Genomic DNA, 18,911 nt, shown 5'->3' with positions numbered 1-18,911 from the left:
CCGATGCCCGGCGTCGGTGACGACGGCGAGCCGACGGACGACCTCGTCGGCCGCGGCGGACTGCCGGACGGTCCGGTCGAGGTCCCGGCCGCGGTCGTCGGGGTCGCCCGCGGGCGGCCGCTCGAGCCGGTGTGGGTGAACTCCGCCGGCGGACGGACCTTCCGTCTCGGCCCGACACCGGACCGTGCCGAGGGCTACGTGAAGTGGGTCCCTCCGCGCTACGCGCCGTGGATCGACGCCGAGGTCGCACGGCTGCGCTGGGCGGCCCGCTGGCTGACCGTGCCGGAGGTGCTCGAGCACGGGGCCGACGGTTCCGGTGCGTGGATGGCGACCCGACCGGTGCCGGGCTGGAGTGCCGTGGACCCGCGGTGGCGGGATGACCCGCGCGCGGCGGTGATCGGTGTGGGGGAGGGGCTCCGTGCGCTGCACGACAGCCTGCCGGTGCCGTCGTGTCCGTTCACGTGGCCGACGGACGAGCGCCTCGACCGGGCACGAGCGGCCGGTCGGAACGTCGACGCGATCGGTCCGCAGCCCGCGACGGACCAGCTCGTGGTGTGCCACGGGGACGCCTGCGCCCCGAACACGCTCCTCGGGGCCGACGGCCGCTGGGTCGGGCACGTGGACCTCGGCGCGCTCGGCGTCGCAGACCGGTGGGCCGACCTCGCGGTGGCGTCGATGAGCCTGGGGTGGAACCACGGCCCGGGCTGGGACGACCTGTTCCACGAGGCGTACGGGCTGCCGCAGGACCCGGAGCGGACGGCCTGGTACCGGGCGTTGTGGGAACTCGACGTGGATGACGTCGTCGACCCACGGCGTGCGGCCTGACCAGCCGAGTGGCCTGACCCGCCGAGTGGCCTGACCAGCCGGGTGGCCTGGCCAGCCGGGCAGTCCGGTCGCGCGGGCGCTGCTGCTGGGCGCGGGTGCCGCTGCCGGGCCGCTGCTGCCGGGCTAGAAGCCGACGCCGCGTGCGCCCATGAACGACACCGGGTCGACCGTGCCGCCGCCGACGTGGGTCTCGAAGTGCAGGTGGCACCCGGTCGAGTTGCCGGTGGAGCCGACGAGGGCAACGAGGGTCCCGGCGCCGACCTGCTGGCCGGGGCTGACACGGAAGCCGCCGGCGACGATGTGCCCGTACGCGGTCTTCACGCCGCCGCCGTGGTCGATGCGGACGTAGTTGCCGTACCCGCCGTAGGGGCCGACGTACTCCACGGTGCCCGCGGACGCCGCGACGATCGCGGTCGAGCAGCCGCTGCCCAGGTCGATGCCGTCGTGCATGGCCGTCGCGCCGGTGTACGGGTTGACGCGGACCCCGTAGCCGCTGGTGATCCAGCCGCCCGCCGGTCGGACCCAGCCGGACCCGGACGGCGCCGTGGCACCGCCGCCGCTCGGTGCGGCCGGCGCGGCCGGTGCACTGCCGCCCTGGTTCGCCGCCGCGGCCGCGGCCTGCTGGTCCCGCAACTGCTGCGCCTGACGTGCCAGCTCGGCCTCGAGGGCCTTCCGGCGACGCTCCTCCGCGGCCTTGCGGATCCGCTCGCCCTTCTCGTACTGGGCCTCGGTCGTGGCGCGACCCGACGTCAGGGAGGCGAGCTGGGCCTCCAGTCGGGACTTGTTCGCCTCCTGCTCGTCGTACGCAGCCTGCGCACGGTCGGACGCCGCCTGTGCTTCGCCCATCCGGTCCTGTGCGGCCTGTGCGAGCTCCTCGAGCGCGAGCGCGGCGCGGTCGGCCTGGTCGGTGAGCGACCGGGCGACGGACGCGTCGTTGGTGGCCGCGGTCTCGACCCGTTCGGCCTGCTCGGACAGCTTGCTCAGCGCGCCGAGGTCGTAGAGGAGGTCCCGCGCGTCCTCGCCGCCGGTGAGCACGCTCGTCGTGACGTCGGCACCGCCGGACCGGGCCATCTGCGCGGCGAAGCGGCCGGCCTGGGCGGCACTCGCCTCGGCGACCTCGGCGTGCTCCTCCGCGTCGTCCCGCAGCGCCTGTTCCCGCTCGGCGGCGCGCAGGGCCTTGCGCTGGGCGGCCTCGAACGCGGCACCGAGCCGTTCGGCCTCGGCGCGGGCGGCGTCGACCTCGTCCGACAGGCCGGAGATGATCCCGCGGATCTCGACGATCTGCGACTGCTTGGCGGACTCCTTGCCGCGGGCCGCGACCACGTCGTCCCACGAGGGGTACGTGGCGGCCTGGGCGGCGGGTGCGTCGAGGACGAGCGTGCCGATGAGACCGGCGATCGCCAGCCCGGTGGCGAGCAGACGCCGCCGAGCCGTCGGCGCGGAGCGGGGACGGGGGGCGGTGACCACGGAGCGAGACATCGCAACGGAGCCTATACATCTCCACAGGCGGTTCGCTGCGGCGACGCTCCGCTGTGGACGGATCCGTGGCGTGATCGAGCCTGTGGACGACCCTGTCGCCGGCTCGGAGCCGGACGACGGCCGGTCGGAGGTCAGAACCCGCGCTCGTGCAGGATCCGCTCGGCCGACCCCACCACCGTCCTCTGCAGCACCTCGGCGCCGCGGGTCCCCGCGTAGTCGTGGACGTCGTAGCCGTCGCAGTGCGTGATCGTCGCCGGGGGTCCGAGCGAGTCCTCCACGGGCGTCGTCCAGACGTCCCCGGACCCGACGACCACGTAGTCCGGTCGGGCGTCCCGGTAGGAGCCGAGGTCGACGAGCCAGGGGTAGGTGTCGAAGGTGTCCCGGACCTGGAGCAGCCGGACGTCCTGGTCCGCGTAGGCGGCGAGGGGACGGATCGTCCAGAACTGACCGACGCCGACGGGGTCGCGGTCAGCGGTGCGGTGCGCGTCCACCCACCGGTCGAGGCAGGCGACCGGTCCGTACCGGGCGTCGACGACCGAACGGACCGTGCCCGGCGTGACCGCGACGCCCGCGACCAGGACCAGGGCGGCACCCACCGCCGACAGCGTCCGGAGGGTCCGCGTGGGTCGGTACAGCCGGGTCTGCCGGACCGCGGTCCGGGCGAGTTCGCACACCGCGACGAGCGCCAGGAGCGGCATCGTCACGACCGGCTCCAGGTAGCGGGGTGTCTCCGAGCCGGCGACGACGACCCCGACGGACACCGCCACGATCGTCACGAGTGGCAGCGCGGTCGCGAGCAGCACCGCTCGGGAGGACCGCGTCCGCCAGGCCCAGACCGTGCCGCCCGCACTGAGCAGCACACCGAGCAGCATGAGCAGCAGCCCTGCGTCCCCGGAGGCCGAGGCGGCACGGTCGTCGGTGAGCGCCGCGAAGAACGCGGCCGTCGTGCCGGCCCGGTCGGGGTGCACGTACGTCGACGGGTCCAGGGAGACGAAGGGGCGGAGTGGGATCCGGACGAGGTACCCGACCACGGCGCCGACGGTGAGGGCTCCAGCGTCCAGGGCCGCCGGTCGCCACGGCACCCGGCGCGCGACGACGAGCAGGGCGAGCGTGACGACGACGGGTCCGGCGGACCACGGGACGTACAGCGGGTTCGACCCCGTGCTGAGTGCCGCGACGACGCCGAGCGTCCCGAGCACCGGCAGCGACGCCCGGCCGGTCCGGACGGTGCGCAGCACGAGCACCGCGGTGGCGAGCATCGCGAGCACGGCCCCGTAGTAGTAGGTCGTCGTGAGCAGCAGGGAGGCGAGTTCGAGGGACGTCGCGGTCGCCGAGGACTCGGTCAGGACGAGCATCGTCACGAGCACGACGGCGAGGACCGACACCGCGATCCGGGCCGGGCGGGCGGCAGCGGGCATGAGCTCGTTCGCGGCCGCACGGACGAGCGCGTACACGGCGAGCAGCACCAGGACGCCGTTCAGCGCCAGGGCCTGCTGCGGTGTCGCGGTCACGGCGGAGACGGCCAGGTAGACCGGCAGCTCCGGGAAGAAGAACAGCGCCGGGGACATCGCCCACTCGAACGGCTGCCCGAGCGCGATCGACCGCGCCACGAGCGGCAGCAGCACGGAGTCGCCGTCGTACCAGAGCAGGGCGACCCGCTCCGTCGCGAGGACGTGGCGGAGCGCGACGACCGCCAGGGCCAGGGCGAGCAGGGCCCCCACGGCCTCGTGCCCGACCGCCCGCGCGACTGCGGAGCGGGGGCGGTGAGTGCCGGCCTCGAGCGGCCGTGCACCGTCCCGCGGTCGGACGAGGGGCATGACCGGAGCGTACCTGCGACCGCGTTCCGGAAGCCGGGCGGAGGGCTCCAGGGAGCGCGGACCGCCGGTCACCGCTGATCTCGGGTGCCGTCCCGGGAGCCGGGCGGAGGGCTCCAGGGAGCGCGGACCGCCGGTCACCGCTGATCTCGGGTGCCGTCCCGGGAGCCGGGCGGAGGGCTCCAGGGAGCGCGGACCGCCGGTCACCGCTAATCTTGGGCACCGTGACCCACGCGCGCGAGCAGTTGATCGAGCACATCAAGGCCGATGCGGTCTTCCACGGCGACTTCACCCTGACCAGCGGGAAGCAGGCGTCGTACTACATCGACCTCCGCAAGGTGAGCCTCGACCACCGCGTCGCTCCCCTCATCGGTCAGGTGATGGCCGACCTCATCGCTGACGTCCCTGACGTCGATGCCGTCGGCGGCCTGACGATGGGTGCCGACCCGATCGCCAGCGCGGTCCTGCACCAGGCCGCTGCCCGCGGGGGTTCCTACGACGCCTTCGTCGTGCGCAAGGAACCGAAGGACCACGGTCGAGGCCGCCAGGTCGAGGGGCCGGACGTCCGTGGCAAGCGTGTGGTCGTCCTCGAGGACACCTCCACCACCGGCGGATCGCCGCTCAAGGCGGCCGAGGCCCTCGAGCGCGAGGGCGCCGTGATCGCCGCCGTCGCCGTCGTCGTCGACCGGGACACCGGCGCGAAGGAGCGGATCGAGGCGGCGGGCTACCCGTACCTCGCTGCGATCGGGCTGGCCGACCTGGGGCTGTCCGCGTGACCGAGGAGCGTCCGGACGACGCGCGCGAGCCCGACGGCCCCGTCACCCCCGATTCCGGGGACGACGGCCGGGAGGCCCGCCGTGCGCCCGCCCCGGACGCTCCGTTCTCGGGCCTCCGCAGCGCCGCGGACATCTTCGGCGCCCCGCTGACGGAGGAGGAGTGGCCCTCCCGGCGTGAGCGCCGTGAGGCCGAGCGTGCCGCCCGCCAGGCCGGTCGGCCGGAACCCGAGCCGTTCACCGCCCCGGCGTCCGTGCCGGTCGCCCCCGCGTCGGCACCTGCCCCCGCGTCGGCACCGGCGCCCGAGCTGGACCCCGGCGCGACCCAGGCGATCTCGATGCCCGAGGAGCTCGCGCTGCCCGGTGGCGTCGCCGGTCGGGTCCCGCCGCCCGCGGCCGTGCCGCCGGTGTCGAACGCCCCCGACCCGCGCGCGATCGTCCTGCCCACGGCCCGCTCCGACCGGGAAGCCCGCGCGGCCGAGGCCCGGGCGATCGAGGACGAGCGTCGCCGCACCGACCCGGACGGCCTCGGACGGTCGGACGTGGACTGGCTCGGACGGGTGCGGCCCGGCGCCGTGCCGTCGGCCGACCCGTCGTCGCCGGGCGTGACGCCCGTGCCGCCGGCCCTCGCCGGTGGTCCGGACGCGCAGCCGCTCGGCGTCGAGGACGTCCTGCCCGCGACCGACGAACCGCCGACCTTCACCGAGCTCCTCCGGCTGCACGACGACGTGGACGGGGCCCCGCAGGCCGACCGCCCCTTCGACTGGTCGGTCCTCGGCGAGGAGACCGGCGAGGTGCAGACCACGCTGACCCAGGACGCCTTCGACACCAACCTCGTCGCCGCCGGGTCGTGGGCCACCGGGACGACCGTTCCCGACGCTGCCTCCCACGCCGAGCCCGATCCGATCGACCCCGATCCGGTCGACGACGACCGGGCCGGCGAGCGGACGACGCCGTCGGGCGGGTCGAGCTGGTCGCTCAGCGACGAGGCCGCCCGGACCGGCGAGGTGTTCCCCGGTGACGTGACGGACGACGACAGCACGATGGCGATGCCCCTCGACCGCCACGGCGTCGACGACCACGGCGCGGGGTCCCGCGACGGTGGCCACGACGACGGCGACCTCGACGACGACCTGGACGACCCCGCCGGGACGGCTCCCACGGCCGCCTTCGCCCCGCGCTCGGCGGCTCCTGCCGTGCCGCCGTCGGTCCTCCCGTCCGTCGTGCCGCCGTCCTCCGCCACCCCGTGGTGGGAGGCGGAGGAGGACGAGTCGCCGCGGGTCGTGCCGGCGGACCACGTCCCCCCGCTGGTCGAACCGGGCCCGCGCACCGCACGCCGCGCACCGGAACCGCGCACACCCTCGGACGACCGCGCGGCCGGAGCCGACGGGACGACCGGCTCGGACCGCGTGCACGACCGGGACCCCGCCCCCGAGCGGGACGGCGCCCCGTGGCGCCTCGCGCCCGAGGACATCGACCAGTCCGAGTGGCAGGGTCGCGAGACGAGTGACACCGGCGTCATCAAGGACCTGTTCGGCACCGAGGCGATCCAGCAGCTCCGTGACGCGGACGCCGCCCGTACCGAGGACACGAGCACCCGGATGATGCCCGCCGTCGCGGCGACGCCCCCGTCCGGCCAGGCGGAGTCCCGGACGACGGACGCCGACCGTGCCAACTTCATCAACGAGGGGTTCGCCCGTCTGCAGAGCGAGGGACGGCGCGGCAAGCAGCTCCTGGTCTACGGCTCCGTCGCGATCATCGTCGTGCTCCTGCTCCTCGTCCTGGTCATCACCGCCTGGATCCGTGGGAACAGCCTCGAGGAGCAGCCGGCGTCGCCGTCGAGCAGCCCCGCCGGCGCGCTGGCGGTGCACCCGCCGACGAGCGCACTCGACTGACACGCCGACCGGCGGACCGACCGCGCCGAGCCGACACCCAGGCGTGGGGAGTGGAGTGGGACGGCCATGCCGACGCTCGCTTCGACCCTGACCGATCCCCGACCCGCCGTCCGTCTCCGGGCGGTGATGGCCGCCGGGACGACCCCGACCGTGGACGAACTCGACGTCCTCGTCGCGCAGTGCGCGGTCGAGCCGGACCTGCAGGTGCGGGAGATGCTCACGTGGGCGTTGGTGCGCCTCCCGGCCGCGGTGGTCGTCCCGCGGCTGCTCCCGGAACTCGAGCGCCCCGAGGCGCAGGCCCGGAGCCAAGCGCTGCACACGCTCTCGAAGATCCGCGACGGCTCCGTGTACCCGCAGGTCGCGGAGCGGCTGTCCGACCTCGACCCGGGTGTCGCCAGGACCGCGTGGCGTGCTGCCGTCCTGCTCGCGCCCGAGTCCGAGCGGCCGGAGCTCGCGAAGACGCTCGCCGTGCAACTCGGCCACGGTGACGAGGAGACCCGGCTGGCGCTGAGCCGGGCGATCGCCGGGCTCGGGTCCGAGGTCGCCGGGCCGGTCCTCGCCGTCGCGGCGGAGCACCGGAACGCCGCGGTGCGGGAGCACGCGGCCGAGACGGTCCGGCTGCTCGAGGACCCGGACGCGGGGTCGGCGCTGGCGCTCGCGCGGGCGCGCCGTGAGGTCGCCCTCGGCCGGACGCGTTCCGCGAAGGGCTGACCGCCGGCGGCGGCAGTGCTGGCGGGGCAGCGCTGGGGGTTCCATGACCCGCCGTGGCCCTGCCCCCGCGGTTCCGGCATTCGCGCATCTCGGGCGCGGAGATGCGCGGATTCCGGAACCTCGGGGTGGGGGGTCGGGCGCGGCGTGCCGTCAGTGCGGCGCGTCGGGCGTCAGCCAGATGGCGGTCGCCGCGGCGGCCGGGAGGTCCACCAGCGCCTCCGCCCCGCCGGCGTCACGGCGCGCGACCGCCACCACCCCCGCGTAGTCGCGCACCTGTTCCACGCGGAGGTGCGTGCCGAGCCCGACCCCGAGTTCGTCGAAGTACCGCAGCAGCGCCGGGTCGTCGTCCGACACCCGGCCGACGGTCCCGCAGACGCCGGGGTCGACGGTCCCGAGCAGCGCGCCGGGCGTGTCCGGCACGACCCCCTCGGCGCTCGGGATCGGGTCGCCGTGCGGGTCGTGCGTCGGGTGGCCGAGGTCGGCGTCCACCCGGTCGAGGAACGTCTCCGACACGGCGTGCTCGAGCGCCTCCGCCTCGGTGTGCACCTCGTCCCAGGAGTACCCGAGCCGTTCGACCAGGAACGTCTCGATGAGGCGGTGCCGACGGACCATCGCCACCGCGGCCTGCCGACCGAGCGGGGTGAGCACGACGCCGCGGTACGGGGTGTGCTCGATGAGGCCGTCGCGGTCGAGCTTCCGGAGGTTGCCCGACACGGTCGACGCCGAGACGTGCAGGGCCGCCGCGATGTCCCGGGTGGCGAGGCCGTCGTCGCCGCGCTCGCCGGCCTTCCAGACGAGCTTGACGTAGTCCTCGGCCATCGTGCTGAGCGAGGGCAGGCGCATGCGCCAATGGTACGGCTGCTCCTGGTACAACCGGGAGGTGACCTCCGTCCAGCCTCCCGCCGTCCGACGTCGCCGTCGCGGGTGGTGGCCGGTCCCGCCGTCGCTGCTGGTCGGGCTCGCCCCGCTGGTCGTGTTCGCCGTGGTGAGCATCGTGCGCTCGCGCCCGAGCGACGACTACCCGGCGCTCGGCCGCACGGTCGACAGCGTGGTGCGCGACCTCGTCGTCCCCGAGGCGGTCGTCGCGGGCATCCTGGCGCTGGTCGTCACCGCGCTCGGGTGGTGGCGGATCGCGACGGTCGACCCGGCGCGGGGCGGACCGCGGTGGACGATGGTGGCGCCGCTCCTCGTCCTGGCGGTGTGCCTCGGTCGGCTCCCGCTCCTCGACTGGGGTGGGAAGAGCCTGCGGTACTTCCTGCTCCTCGCGCTCGGGGTCCTGCTGGTCGGTGTCGTCGAGGAGCTGATGACCCGCGGCGTGCTGCTCGTCGGACTCCGCCGACGCCTGCCCGAGATCGGGGTGTGGGCGCTCTCGTGCGTGCTGTTCGGGCTGCTCCACTTCCTGAACGTCCTGTCCGGCGCCCCGGTGGCCACGACCGTCCTGCAGGTGGTGTTCGCCACCTCGTTCGGGTCGGTGCTGTACCTGGCCCGGCGCCTGAGCGGCAACCTGCTGGCCCCGGTGCTGCTGCACGCCTTCTGGGACTTCGGCGCGATCGGCGTCAGCGCCTCCGCGCCGGGGTCGGTCGACGTCCTGCTCGTCGGACTGCTCGGCCTCGCCACGATCGCGGTGCTGCTGCTCGGCGTCGTCGCCGGCGGGCTCGTCGCGTGGCGGGACGACCGGGGCCGGCGCCTGCGCCGCCGGTGGCGGACCGTACCGCCCCTGGGAGCCGCCGCGGTGCGCGGTCCGGACACGGGCCTCCCGGCCGGAGCGGACGCCCCGGTCGAACTGGCCGGCTGACCGGTCTAGATCTCCACCTCGTACGGCTCGGTGTGCAGGAGCTCGTGCACGCCGGAGATGACCTCGCTCGGGCGGAACGGGTACTTGTCGATCTCGGCCTGGTCGCTGATGCCCGTCATGACGAGCACGGTGTGGAGGCCCGCCTCGATGCCGGCCTGCACGTCGGTGTCCATCCGGTCGCCGATCATGCCGGTGTTCTCGGAGTGCGCGCCGATCCGGTTCATCGCCGAGCGGAACATCATCGGGTTCGGCTTGCCCACCACGTAGGGCTGCTTGCCGGTGGCCTTCTCGATCATCGCGGCGATCGCGCCCGTGGCCGGCAGGACGCCCTCGGCGCTCGGGCCCGTGGCGTCCGGGTTCGTCACGATGAAGCGCGCCCCGTCGCGGATCAGGCGGACGGCCTTCGTGATCGCCTCGAACGAGTAGTTCCGGGTCTCGCCGACGACGACGTAGTCCGGTGCCGTCTCGGTCATGATGAACCCGGCCTCGTGCAGGGCGGTCGTCATGCCGGCCTCGCCGATGACGAACGCCGAGCCCTCCGGCATCTGCGACGCGCAGAAGTCCGCGGTCGCCAGGGCTGAGGTCCAGATCCGCTCCTCGGGGACGTGCAGCCCGGACTGGCGGAGTCGCGCGCTGAGGTCACGCGGCGTGAAGATCGAGTTGTTCGTCAGGACGAGGAACTCGGTGCCCTGGTCCTGCCACTGCCGGATCAACTCCGGGGCGCCGGGGAGCGCCTGGTTCTCATGGACGAGCACGCCGTCCATGTCCGTCAGCCAGCACTCGACCTCGTCGCGGGATGCCATGCGGCCAGCGTAGTGGGCGGACCCGGTCGGAATCCCGAAGTGCCCTAGGCTTTCAGGGCGCGTTCCCGTACGCGTACCGGAAGCGTCAGGAGGAAGCCGTGCTCGTCGACCAGGACCCCCGTCCCAGCCCGGACGGCCCCGCAGCAGCACCTCGCCGCCGAGGCCGACCGAACGTGGTCTCACGCGACCAGGTCATCGACGCCGCCACCGTCATCGCGAACGAGGACGGCCTGGACCGCCTGTCCTTCCGAGCGCTCGGTGCGGCCCTCGGCGTCGCCCCGATGACCGTGCACCGGACGATCGGCGGCCTCAACGACCTGCACGCCGAACTCGTCCGTCGGACGGTCGACGAGTTCACTGCCACGTTCGTCTGGCCCGAGGACTGGCGCGCCGTGGTCCGGGTCTTCGCCACCACCTTCCGCGACCTGCTCGTCCGACACCCGCTCGTCCTCGAGTCGCACAGCAGCCGGGCGCCGCTCGCCTCGTCGGAGTCGGACGCCGTCGTCGCGACCGTCGTCGGAGCCCTCCGCTCCGCAGGGCTCTCCGAGACCGAGGCGATGTACGCGTTCTTCGTCGTCTACGACTTCGTCGTGGGCCACACCGCCGTGCAGGTCGGGCGCGGCGACTCCGAGGCCGGGCGGCCCGAGCGGCACCGGCTGGTCGGGGAGGTCCTCGGCGAGCACTCGTACGAGGCGCGCTTCGCGCTCGGGCTCGACGTGCTGCTCGGCGGCATCGAGGCGCGGGTCGCGGACGCCGGGGTGCAGGCCGCGGGCTGAGCGTCGGACGGGAGGCGCGGTGCGCGCGCCGTACGCTGGTCACGTGACCCAGGGCCTCCCGTCCGGCGACCTGCCGGAGCCGTCTCCGGCGCTCCCACCCACCCACGAGGCGACGACGCACGGGGTCGGGCCGCACCCACGGCCGTGGCCCGAGGGGCCGCAGTACGACCCGGAGCTGCTCGAACACGGGGACACCCGCAACGTCGTCGACCGCTTCCGGTACTGGTCGATGGCGGCGATCGTCGCCGACCTCGACACCCGCCGGCACGCCTTCGACGTGGCGATCGAGAACTGGCAGCACGACCTGAACATCGGCTCCATCGTGCGCAGCGCCAACGCCTTCCTGGCCGGGACCGTGCACATCATCGGTCGACGCCGCTGGAACCGCCGCGGGGCGATGGTCACCGACCGGTACCAGCACGTGCGGCACCACGAGGACGTCGCCGCGTTCCTCCGGGTCATGCGGGACGAGGGACGGCCGGTCATCGCGATCGACAACACCCCGGGGGCGGACCGCATCGAGACCGCCGACGTGCCCGAGCGCTGCGTGTTCCTGTTCGGGCAGGAAGGGCCGGGGCTCACGGACGAGGCGGTCGCGGGCGCCGACGGGCACCTCGAGATCACGCAGTTCGGGTCGACGCGGAGCATCAACGCCTCGGCGGCTGCGGCGATCGTCATGCACAGCTGGGTCGTCCGGCACGCGGTGCTGCCGGGCTGAGGCGGGCGGGCGGGCCCGTCCCGTCGAGGCGGGCGCGCCCCGTCGAGGTTCCAGAATTCGCGCATCTCGACGTGCGAGAGCGGCGCATTGCGGAACCTGGGCGGGAGGCGCGCGGCATGTCGTGCGACCTCGGCGCGGGCCCGGCGGGCACGGGCCCGCGGGCGCGAGCCCGCGTGGTCCGCGGTCTCGAGGTCGCGCGACTCGCCGTGGCCGTTCCGTCGAGGTCGCACGAACCGCGCTTTGCGACGTGCGGGAGCGGCGGAGTGCGCGACCTGGACGGGAGGCGCGCGGCGTGTCGTGCGACCTCGGCGCGGGCCCGGTGCATGCGGGCCGGCGGGAGCGAGCCGACGCGGTCGGAGCGGTCTCGAGGTCGTGCGACTCACCGTGGCCGTCCCGTCGAGGTCGCACGAACTGCGCATCGCGACGTGCGAGAGCGGCGCATTGCGGAACCTGGGCGGGAGGCGCGCGGCATGTCGTGCGACCCCGCGCGGCCCCGGTGGGCGCGAGTCGGACGAGCCCGAGCCCGAGCCCGAGCCCGAGCCCGAGCCCGAGCCCGAGCCGGGCGGCCCGGGCACGCACTTCACGCGCGACCCGGACCGACCGCGGGCGGGATGACGACACCGAGCGGGAGCCCGGCGCCGTCACCCCCGGGGGTCAGGCCCGGCGGCGGCGCACCGCGGCGAAGGCGGCGAGGGCGCCACCGAGGAGCATCGCGACCAGCGCGCCGACGCCCACGCCGAGGCCGACGGGCGAGCCGGTGAACGCGAGTTCGCCGGTGCCGTTCGAGCCCGGACCGGTGCCCGGTGCGCCGGCGGCCGTGGTGCTCGTACCGGTCGGGGTCGTGCCGGGGAGCACGGTGCCGTTTGGCGTCACGTCAACGGTCGGGGTCGCGGGTGCACTCGGCGCAGGGGTGTTCGTCACCACGGCCGGGGTGGCCGGGGCGTTCGGCGTCGGGGTGTCCGTCGGCGTCGGCGTCGCGGGCGTGGTCGGGACCGCGGGCGTGCTCGGGGTGCCCGTCGGAGGGGCCGTCGGGGTCGCGGGGGTCGTCGGTGCCGGCGTGCTCGGCGTCGGCGTCGGCGTCCCGGTCGGGGTGGGGACCGGAGGTGCGACCGTGAGGCACGCGTCGGTCGACTCGCCGGCGAACGTCTTGTCGAAGGCGTGGTCGCCGTCGCCGGACGTCACCGAGACGGACCAGGTGTGCTTGCGGGTCGTGTCGAGCGGGAACGTCGTGTCGAACGCGCTCGGCCCGAAGGTCGTGGTGCCGTGGTCGGTGTCGTCGAGGACGACGTCGACCGTCGAGTTCGCCGGGTAGTTCGCGAGCGCGACGTGCAGCTGCGTGCAGGATGCCGACACCTCGGGGGTGTGTGCCGAGGCGACTCCGGTCACCGCGACGGCTGCGATGCCGCCGACGATGATCGAGGCCGCGGCGCCGCCGATGGTGCGGGTAAGGATGCGTGCCATGTTCTGTTCTCCAGGGATTCGGGTACTCCGAGGAGGGCCACCCGGGCAGGCGAGGCAGCATCGATCAGGACACCGTGGGCAGGGACCCACGGCGAGGGCACGGGCAGGGTGACCTGTGCGTCCGACACGAGAGGGTGCTCGTGCCGCCGGAGAGGATGCAGACGTCGGGATGAACTCGGGTGTTCCGTCCACGTGACCCCTCGGGTAGGGGTCGATCGAAGCCTAGTTCCGCTCAGGTACCAGCGCTGTCAGGATGTCCCGAAAGCGGGGATGGATCACCGACGCCCGCCTCGGGTGCACACTGTCGTCGCGGGTGCGTTCAGCGTGGGGCGGTCGTGCGGCGGGCGACGAGCCGTGGCTCGACCAGGACCTCGGTGGGGGTCAGCCCCGGGTCCGCGATGCGTTCGAGCAGCCGCACCCCGGCGCCGCGGCCGATGTCGATGCTGCGGTCGTCGATGCTCGTCAGGCCGACGTACCGGGATGCCGCGATCGGGGTGTCGTCGTACCCGATCACCGAGATGTCCTCGGGCACGCGGAGACCTCGGTCGGCGATGGCGGACATCGCGCCCAGGGCGGTCACGTCGTTCGCGGCGAACACCGCGGTCACCTCGGGGTTCTCGTCGAGGAGGCGGTGTGTCCCGGTGAAGCCGGTCTCCTCGGTGACGTCGGCGGCCAGGACCACGGCCACCCCGGTCACGCCGGATGGCCCGGTCGCGTCGGACGGCCCGGGCACGCCGTCCGACGCCGACCCGCCAGCCCGTGCACCCGCCGCGTCGATGGCGGCTCGCCACCCCTCGAGCCGGGCGTCACTCGCCGCCGAGTGCCCACCGACGAAGCCGAGCCGCACGTGCCCGAGGTCGATGAGGTGCTCGGCCGCCATGCGCCCGCCGGCGAGGTCGTCGTTCGCAACGGTGTCCGCGCGGGCGAGCGCTGCCCGACCGCCCGCGACGACGACGGGCGTGCTCGCCGGGATCGCGAGGTCGGTGTCGGGCTCCCCGGCGATGACGAGTCCCTCGACCCGCATGGACAGGAAGCCCTCGACAGGGGAGACGTCGAGCCCGGTGTTCAGGAAGCGGTCGGCGACGACGAGTCGATGGCCCTGGTCCTGCAGCGCCTCGCGGAGGCCGGTCAGCAGGTCGACGAACCACTGGTTGCGGAAGTCATCGAGCACGACCCCGATCGTCCGGGAGCGGGTGCCGGCGAGCGACACCGCGGCGGTCGACGGCCGGTAGTCCAGCTCCTGGATCGCCGCGAGGACGGCCGCCCGACGCTGCTCGCTCACCCGCGGGGAGCGCTGCAACACGAGGGACACGAGCGACTTCGACACCCCCGCACGCGCGGCGACGTCGTAGATCGTCGCGGGCTTGGTGTTCCCCATCGTCATCCTCGACCTCCGGCTGCGCACCCGCCGGATGCGTCCTCCCGATCGTAGCGCTGTCGCGCTCCACGCCCTGCCGGGCGGCGCAGGGGCCGGAAGGCCCGGGTCGGTCCGGCCGTGCCTCCCGCCCGCCGTGGCGACCGCACCCGGGCCGGACCCAACAGCAACCAGTCCGCACCGCGGGAGTCCGTGGTGCGGACCGGTTCTCGTCGTGCGTGTCCGGTCCGCGCCGCCCTGCCAGCCGGGAGGCTCGGGGCGGGCTGGACCCGCGCCTCCTAGCCGCCGTCGCGGCCGGTCCCGTGGTCAGACACAATAGGAACCGGTCCACACCGCCGGGTTCCGTGGTTCGAACCGGTCTTTGTTGTGCGGGTCCGGCCCGCGCCTGGCCAGGCCGCGCACGAAACGGAAGCCCCGGGCGGGCAGCCCCCGCGCCTCCTAACCGCCGTCGGGACCGGCCCCCCAACTGACGCAACAGGAACCGGTTCGCACCGCGGAAGTCCGTGGTGCCAACCGGATCTGGTCGTGCGGGTCCGGTCCGTGCCCTCCTGCCGGGCGGGAGGCCCGGGGCGGGCTGCCCGCGCCGCCCCGCGCCTCCTGGCCGCGGTCGCGGCCGGTCCCGTGGTCAGACACAACAGGAACCGGTCCGCCCTGCGGGAGTCCGTGGTGCGGACCGGTTCTCGTCGTGCGGGTCCGGTTCGCGCCCTCCTGCGGGGCGGGAGGCCCGGGGCGGGCTGGCCGCGCCGCCCTGCCGGGCGGGAGGCCCGGGGCGGACTGGCCGCGCGCCTCCCGGCCGCCGTCGGGACCGCCCTCAACCGACGCAAGAGGAACCGGTCCGCGCCACGGGAGTCCGTGGTGCGGACCGGTTCTTGTTGTGCGGGTCCGGTCCGCGCTGGCGCGCCCGCCGCCCCCCGCGCCCGCCGCCGCGGCGCGTGCGCCCCGCCGCCTACCCGATCAAGCTCGGCCGCAGGTCGCGCAGCGTCCGCGTCCGCGTCTGCCGCGCCGTGACGAGGTACGACACCAGCAGCGCGCCGAGCAACCAGCAGAGCAGCACGCCGGCGTCGCTCCACGCCGTGCCGAGCGAGCCACCGTACATCGTCTGCCGGATGGCGTCGACGGAGTAGGTCATCGGCAGGGCGAAGTGCAGCGCGGCGAGCGGCCCGGGCAGGGTCTGCCACGGGAACGTGCCGCCCGCGGTGACGAGCTGGATGAGCATGAGCACCAGGCCGAGGAACTGCCCGACCGACCCGAGCAGCACGTTGAGCGTCATGATGATCGCCGCGAAGGTCGCCGACGCCAGGACCATGACGCCGACCGTCCCGCCGGCGTGCACGACGTCGAGGTCGAGGGCGTACCGGACGATCAGGAAGAGCGCGGCCATCTGCACGACGCCGAGGAGCGCCGGGGTGAGCCAGCCGCCGAACACGACGCGCAGGGGTCGGCGGACGGCGGTGATGGCGCGCTTCGAGATCGGCTTGAGGATGAGGAACAGCGCGTACATGCCGATCCACGCGGCGAGCGAGATGAAGAACGGCGCGAGGCCGGCTCCGTAGTTCGAGGCCGCGGCGATGTTGTCGTCGCCGACCTTGACCGGGTCCGAGATGACGGAGGCCTGCGCGTTCCGCGACGACGCGGTCGATGCGGGGATCTTCGTCCGCCCCTTGTCCAGCTGCGACGCCAGTTCCGACGAGCCGGACTCGAGCGCGTGCACGCCGCTGGCGAGCGACTGCGCACCGTCGTCCGCCGAGGCCGCACCGGTGGCGAGCTGCGACGCTCCAGAGGACAGCTGCGGGGCGGCGTCGGCCAGCCGGTGCGTGCCCGCGGCCACCTGTGCCGCGCCGGTCGACAGCGTCGAGGCGCCGTCCGCGGCGGTGGCGATGCCGGACGACAGCTGCGGGGCGGCGTCGGCCAGTGCTGCCGCGCCGTCTGACACCTGGCGGGCACCGGCGCTGAGCGTGTCGATCTGCTGCGTCGTCGCACCGAGCTGCTGTTTCGCGTCCGCTCCGGCGCTGTTCGCCCGGTCGACGGCCGAGGTGACGGTGGCGGTCAGGGCCTGCTGCTGCTCCGGCGTCAGGGTGACGCCCTCGGGCAGGTTCGCGGTGATGTCCTGCAGGACGGCGTCCGCGTCGACGGGCTGGATCGCCTGCACGGTCGTGTTCGCCTCGTCGACGCGGGCGGCGAGTTCGGCGTTGCCGGCCGCGACCTGCGCGGCACCGTCGGCGAGCTGCCGCGTCTGGTCCGGCAGCGCGGCGGTCTGCTGCTGCGCCGACCGGAGGCCCGTGGCCAGGGACGCCGCCCCGGTCGCGACCTGCTGCGCGCCCGAGTCGAGCTGCGCCGTCTGTGACGGCAGTGCAGCCGTGCTGGCCGCCAGGGTCCCGGCGCCGGAGGCCAGTTCCGCGGTGCCGTCCTCGAGCCTGTCCGCCCCGTTCGCGGCCTTCGTCGCGCCGGATGCGAGCTCGCCGGCACCGTCGACCGCGTCCCCGAGGCTGTCCCGCACGTCCGCGAGCCCGACGAGCAGGGTGGTCGCCGCTTCCTTCCCGACGCGTTCGGCGACGGCCGTCCGCATGGTCTTGCCGGCCTGCTCCGCGATGGTGGAGGCGAGGTAGGAGTTCGTGTCGGCCGTGGTCATGACGAGTTCGGCGCGCTCCGGGTGGTCGGACTGCGCGGAGGCCAGGGACGCGGAGAAGTCGTGCGGGATCGTGACGACGAAGTCGTACGTGCCGTCGCGCACGCCGGAGCGGGCGTCGGCCGCGGTGGTCTCGGTCCAGTCGAAGTCGTGGCTGTCGACGGCCTCCTTCGCGACGTCCTTCCCGTAGTCGACGCGCTCGCCGTCGAGGGTGGCCCCGGCGTCCTGGTCGACGATCGCGGCCGGGATCTGGTCGAGCTTGGCGTAGGGGTCGCGGTTGGCCCAGAGGTAGGCGCCGCCGTACAGCAGCGGGACGCACATGAGGGCGATGAACGCCAGGCGGGCGAGCGGGGTGGCGGTCAGGCGCGCGAGTTCGGCGCGGACGAGCGAGGGGATGGTCACGAGCGGGTCTCCAGGGGAGCGGGTGCGTCGGTGGTGTCGGTGGGTTCGGTCGGGAGGCCCGTCGAGGCGTCCTCGGTCCGGGTCGCGTCCTCGGGACCCTCGGTGGTGGTGTCCGCCGCGTCGCCGCGGTCGGTGATGGTGTCGAGCAGGGCGGTTGCCGTCTCCGCCGCGGCCTTGGACGTGACGAGCACGACGGTCACCCCGCGGCGCGCGACGTCCCGGACGACGGCGAACCAGTCGGCGACCGCACCGCCGTGCCGCTCGGGCGAGGTGATGACGAGTCCGGTGACGTCGGGCCGCAGGAGCGCGAGCTCGGCGAGCAGTCGGACGCGGGCGTCGGTCGGGACCCGCTGCACGGGGGTGTCGGACCAGTGCGTCATCCCGAGCTCCTCGAGCACCGTGGCGACGTCCGCGCGGGAGGGCCGTCGGCCGGCGAACGCGAGCTCCTCGTGCACGATCTGCTTGAGGGTCATCACCGGGAACGGCTCGGCGACGCCGGGGGTGTCGACGAGGGCGAACGCGCGACGGACGGCCGCGGGGTCGTCGTGTCCGTCGAGGAGCACTTGCCCGGTGTCGGGCTTCATCCGCCCTCCGGCGACGAGCGAGGCGAGCACGGGTGCCTGTTCGGTCTCGACCGCGACGACGCCCGGGTGGCCGGGGCCGGCGACGGCGCTGACCACGGGGAGCTCGGCTCCGGGTCCGGTGCCGATGCCGACGGCGGCGAGTTCGAGCGTCATGCGTGGTCCTCCGGGACGGGCGTGTGGGTGGGGAGTGCGAGCAGTGCCGTGCGCCAGTCGATGCCCGCCATGCCGAGGGCGGAGACCACGACCATGCGGCGGCCGGCGTCGTCGGACGTGCCGGACCGTGCGGCCTCATCGAGGACGGCCAGGCAGGCACCCTCGACGAGTCGACCGAGCGTCTCGGCGTCGACGTCGTCACGCAGCGTGCCGTCCGCGATGCCGAGGGCGCACGCGTCCCGGACCTGCGCACGCAGTGGGGCGAACACGGTGGCGACGGTCTCGACCAGGGGGCCGCGGACGGCGATGACCGCCATCGACCGGACGTGCGAGACCTCGGTCCAGAGGGCCACGGCGATCGCGGCCAGACGGGAGGCCGGGGGCAGCCCGGCGAAGGCGGCTCGGCTCGGCATCGCGGCGAGGATGCGCTCGGCTCCGCCCGTCACGACCTCGCGCACGAGGTCGTCCCGGGAGGGGAAGTGTCCGTAGACCGCACGCCGGGACAGTCCGGCGTGCGCGGCGATCGCCTCGAGTGACGCGTCCGGATCGGCCTGCAGGAGCGTCCGCGCGGCCTGGACGAGGGCGGCGCGGTTCTCGGTCGCGTCCCGTCGTGGCGCGCGTGTGGGCCGATCGGTGGTGGTCATGCACTCAGCGTAATAACGTGCACACGCCTGTGCAACTTCGAGTGACCACAGGGTCTGTCCCCTGAACTGCCGACTCC

At 74.5% G+C, this 18,911-nt stretch carries 16 protein-coding genes; 7 read left to right on the top strand and 9 right to left on the bottom strand.

The features are described from left to right. The first annotated feature begins 3 nt into the window (after nt 1-3). Entirely contained in the window at nt 4-825 is an 822-nt protein-coding gene (locus DEJ16_RS03085; protein WP_110823417.1) for an aminoglycoside 3'-phosphotransferase, read from the top strand. A gap of 123 nt (nt 826-948) precedes the next feature. Here DEJ16_RS03085 and DEJ16_RS03080 read toward each other — a convergent pair whose 3' ends face one another. Continuing rightward, on the bottom strand, nt 949-2,304 hold the full coding sequence (locus DEJ16_RS03080; RefSeq protein WP_146232796.1) for a peptidoglycan DD-metalloendopeptidase family protein: 1,356 nt from the start codon (nt 2,302-2,304) through the stop codon (nt 949-951). Between the two features lie 131 nt (nt 2,305-2,435). Beyond that, nucleotides 2,436-4,121, bottom strand: coding sequence for a hypothetical protein (locus DEJ16_RS15670; RefSeq protein ID WP_110823421.1), 1,686 nt, complete (start codon nt 4,119-4,121; stop codon nt 2,436-2,438). Nucleotides 4,122-4,342: 221 nt separating this feature from the next. Between DEJ16_RS15670 and pyrE the strand changes: the two genes are divergently transcribed. From pyrE to DEJ16_RS03060, 3 genes are all read left to right on the top strand, one after another. Then, entirely contained in the window at nt 4,343-4,894 is a 552-nt protein-coding gene (pyrE, locus tag DEJ16_RS03070) for an orotate phosphoribosyltransferase (RefSeq protein WP_110823950.1), read from the top strand. Further along, nucleotides 4,891-6,786, top strand: coding sequence for a hypothetical protein (locus DEJ16_RS03065; protein ID WP_110823423.1), 1,896 nt, complete (start codon nt 4,891-4,893; stop codon nt 6,784-6,786). Before pyrE ends, DEJ16_RS03065 begins: the two co-directional genes overlap by 4 nt. A 66-nt stretch (nt 6,787-6,852) precedes the next feature. Beyond that, nucleotides 6,853-7,497, top strand: coding sequence for a HEAT repeat domain-containing protein (locus DEJ16_RS03060; RefSeq protein WP_110823424.1), 645 nt, complete (start codon nt 6,853-6,855; stop codon nt 7,495-7,497). A gap of 150 nt (nt 7,498-7,647) precedes the next feature. On the opposite strand, the gene DEJ16_RS03055 is transcribed toward DEJ16_RS03060, so the two are convergent. Beyond that, nucleotides 7,648-8,340, bottom strand: coding sequence for a metal-dependent transcriptional regulator (locus tag DEJ16_RS03055; RefSeq protein ID WP_110823425.1), 693 nt, complete (start codon nt 8,338-8,340; stop codon nt 7,648-7,650). Here DEJ16_RS03055 and DEJ16_RS03050 point away from each other — a divergent pair. After that, nucleotides 8,339-9,292, top strand: a complete 954-nt coding sequence (locus DEJ16_RS03050) for a CPBP family intramembrane glutamic endopeptidase (RefSeq protein ID WP_110823426.1) — start codon at nt 8,339-8,341, stop codon at nt 9,290-9,292. The genes DEJ16_RS03055 and DEJ16_RS03050 overlap by 2 nt on opposite strands. 5 nt (nt 9,293-9,297) lie before the next feature. Here DEJ16_RS03050 and DEJ16_RS03045 read toward each other — a convergent pair whose 3' ends face one another. Then, a complete protein-coding gene (locus tag DEJ16_RS03045) occupies nt 9,298-10,095 on the bottom strand; it encodes an HAD-IIA family hydrolase (protein WP_110823427.1) in 798 nt (265 codons plus the stop codon). Between the two features lie 98 nt (nt 10,096-10,193). Between DEJ16_RS03045 and DEJ16_RS03040 the strand changes: the two genes are divergently transcribed. Together DEJ16_RS03040 and DEJ16_RS03035 are read left to right on the top strand one after the other, a co-directional pair. Then, entirely contained in the window at nt 10,194-10,871 is a 678-nt protein-coding gene (locus DEJ16_RS03040; protein WP_181419428.1) for a TetR/AcrR family transcriptional regulator, read from the top strand. 43 nt (nt 10,872-10,914) lie between these two features. Further along, nucleotides 10,915-11,589 (top strand): TrmH family RNA methyltransferase, encoded by a 675-nt coding sequence (locus DEJ16_RS03035; RefSeq protein ID WP_375232125.1) that lies wholly within the window; start codon nt 10,915-10,917, stop codon nt 11,587-11,589. Nucleotides 11,590-12,243: 654 nt separating this feature from the next. On the opposite strand, the gene DEJ16_RS03025 is transcribed toward DEJ16_RS03035, so the two are convergent. The 5 genes from DEJ16_RS03025 to DEJ16_RS03005 all read right to left on the bottom strand — a co-directional run bounded on the left by DEJ16_RS03025 (nt 12,244) and on the right by DEJ16_RS03005 (nt 18,834). Beyond that, on the bottom strand, nt 12,244-13,050 hold the full coding sequence (locus DEJ16_RS03025) for a hypothetical protein (protein WP_110823430.1): 807 nt from the start codon (nt 13,048-13,050) through the stop codon (nt 12,244-12,246). Between the two features lie 319 nt (nt 13,051-13,369). After that, a complete protein-coding gene (locus tag DEJ16_RS03020) occupies nt 13,370-14,428 on the bottom strand; it encodes a LacI family DNA-binding transcriptional regulator (protein ID WP_110823952.1) in 1,059 nt (352 codons plus the stop codon). Between the two features lie 943 nt (nt 14,429-15,371). Next, nucleotides 15,372-17,453, bottom strand: coding sequence for a YhgE/Pip domain-containing protein (locus DEJ16_RS03015; RefSeq protein WP_110823431.1), 2,082 nt, complete (start codon nt 17,451-17,453; stop codon nt 15,372-15,374). Continuing rightward, entirely contained in the window at nt 17,450-18,190 is a 741-nt protein-coding gene (locus tag DEJ16_RS03010; RefSeq protein WP_110823432.1) for a hypothetical protein, read from the bottom strand. Before DEJ16_RS03010 ends, DEJ16_RS03015 begins: the two co-directional genes overlap by 4 nt. Further along, nucleotides 18,187-18,834, bottom strand: coding sequence for a TetR/AcrR family transcriptional regulator (locus tag DEJ16_RS03005; protein WP_110823433.1), 648 nt, complete (start codon nt 18,832-18,834; stop codon nt 18,187-18,189). The genes DEJ16_RS03010 and DEJ16_RS03005 overlap by 4 nt, the downstream gene beginning before the upstream one ends. Nucleotides 18,835-18,911 lie beyond the last annotated feature (77 nt).

This window comes from Curtobacterium sp. MCJR17_055 (assembly GCF_003224335.1).
Lineage (GTDB): Bacteria > Actinomycetota > Actinomycetes > Actinomycetales > Microbacteriaceae > Curtobacterium.
Note: the sequence above shows the minus strand (reverse complement) of the source record. Positions and strands in the feature narration are given on the sequence as shown.

Coding starts and splice junctions, on each gene's coding strand:
- DEJ16_RS03085 (WP_110823417.1), top strand. CDS start 4: ATGCCCGGCGTCGGTGACGACGGCGAGCCGACGGACGACCTCGTCGGC.
- DEJ16_RS03080 (WP_146232796.1), bottom strand. CDS start 2,304: ATGTCTCGCTCCGTGGTCACCGCCCCCCGTCCCCGCTCCGCGCCGACG.
- DEJ16_RS15670 (WP_110823421.1), bottom strand. CDS start 4,121: ATGCCCCTCGTCCGACCGCGGGACGGTGCACGGCCGCTCGAGGCCGGC.
- DEJ16_RS03060 (WP_110823424.1), top strand. CDS start 6,853: ATGCCGACGCTCGCTTCGACCCTGACCGATCCCCGACCCGCCGTCCGT.
- DEJ16_RS03050 (WP_110823426.1), top strand. CDS start 8,339: ATGCGCCAATGGTACGGCTGCTCCTGGTACAACCGGGAGGTGACCTCC.
- DEJ16_RS03055 (WP_110823425.1), bottom strand. CDS start 8,340: ATGCGCCTGCCCTCGCTCAGCACGATGGCCGAGGACTACGTCAAGCTC.
- DEJ16_RS03045 (WP_110823427.1), bottom strand. CDS start 10,095: ATGGCATCCCGCGACGAGGTCGAGTGCTGGCTGACGGACATGGACGGC.
- DEJ16_RS03025 (WP_110823430.1), bottom strand. CDS start 13,050: ATGGCACGCATCCTTACCCGCACCATCGGCGGCGCCGCGGCCTCGATC.
- DEJ16_RS03020 (WP_110823952.1), bottom strand. CDS start 14,428: ATGGGGAACACCAAGCCCGCGACGATCTACGACGTCGCCGCGCGTGCG.
- DEJ16_RS03010 (WP_110823432.1), bottom strand. CDS start 18,190: ATGACGCTCGAACTCGCCGCCGTCGGCATCGGCACCGGACCCGGAGCC.
- DEJ16_RS03005 (WP_110823433.1), bottom strand. CDS start 18,834: ATGACCACCACCGATCGGCCCACACGCGCGCCACGACGGGACGCGACC.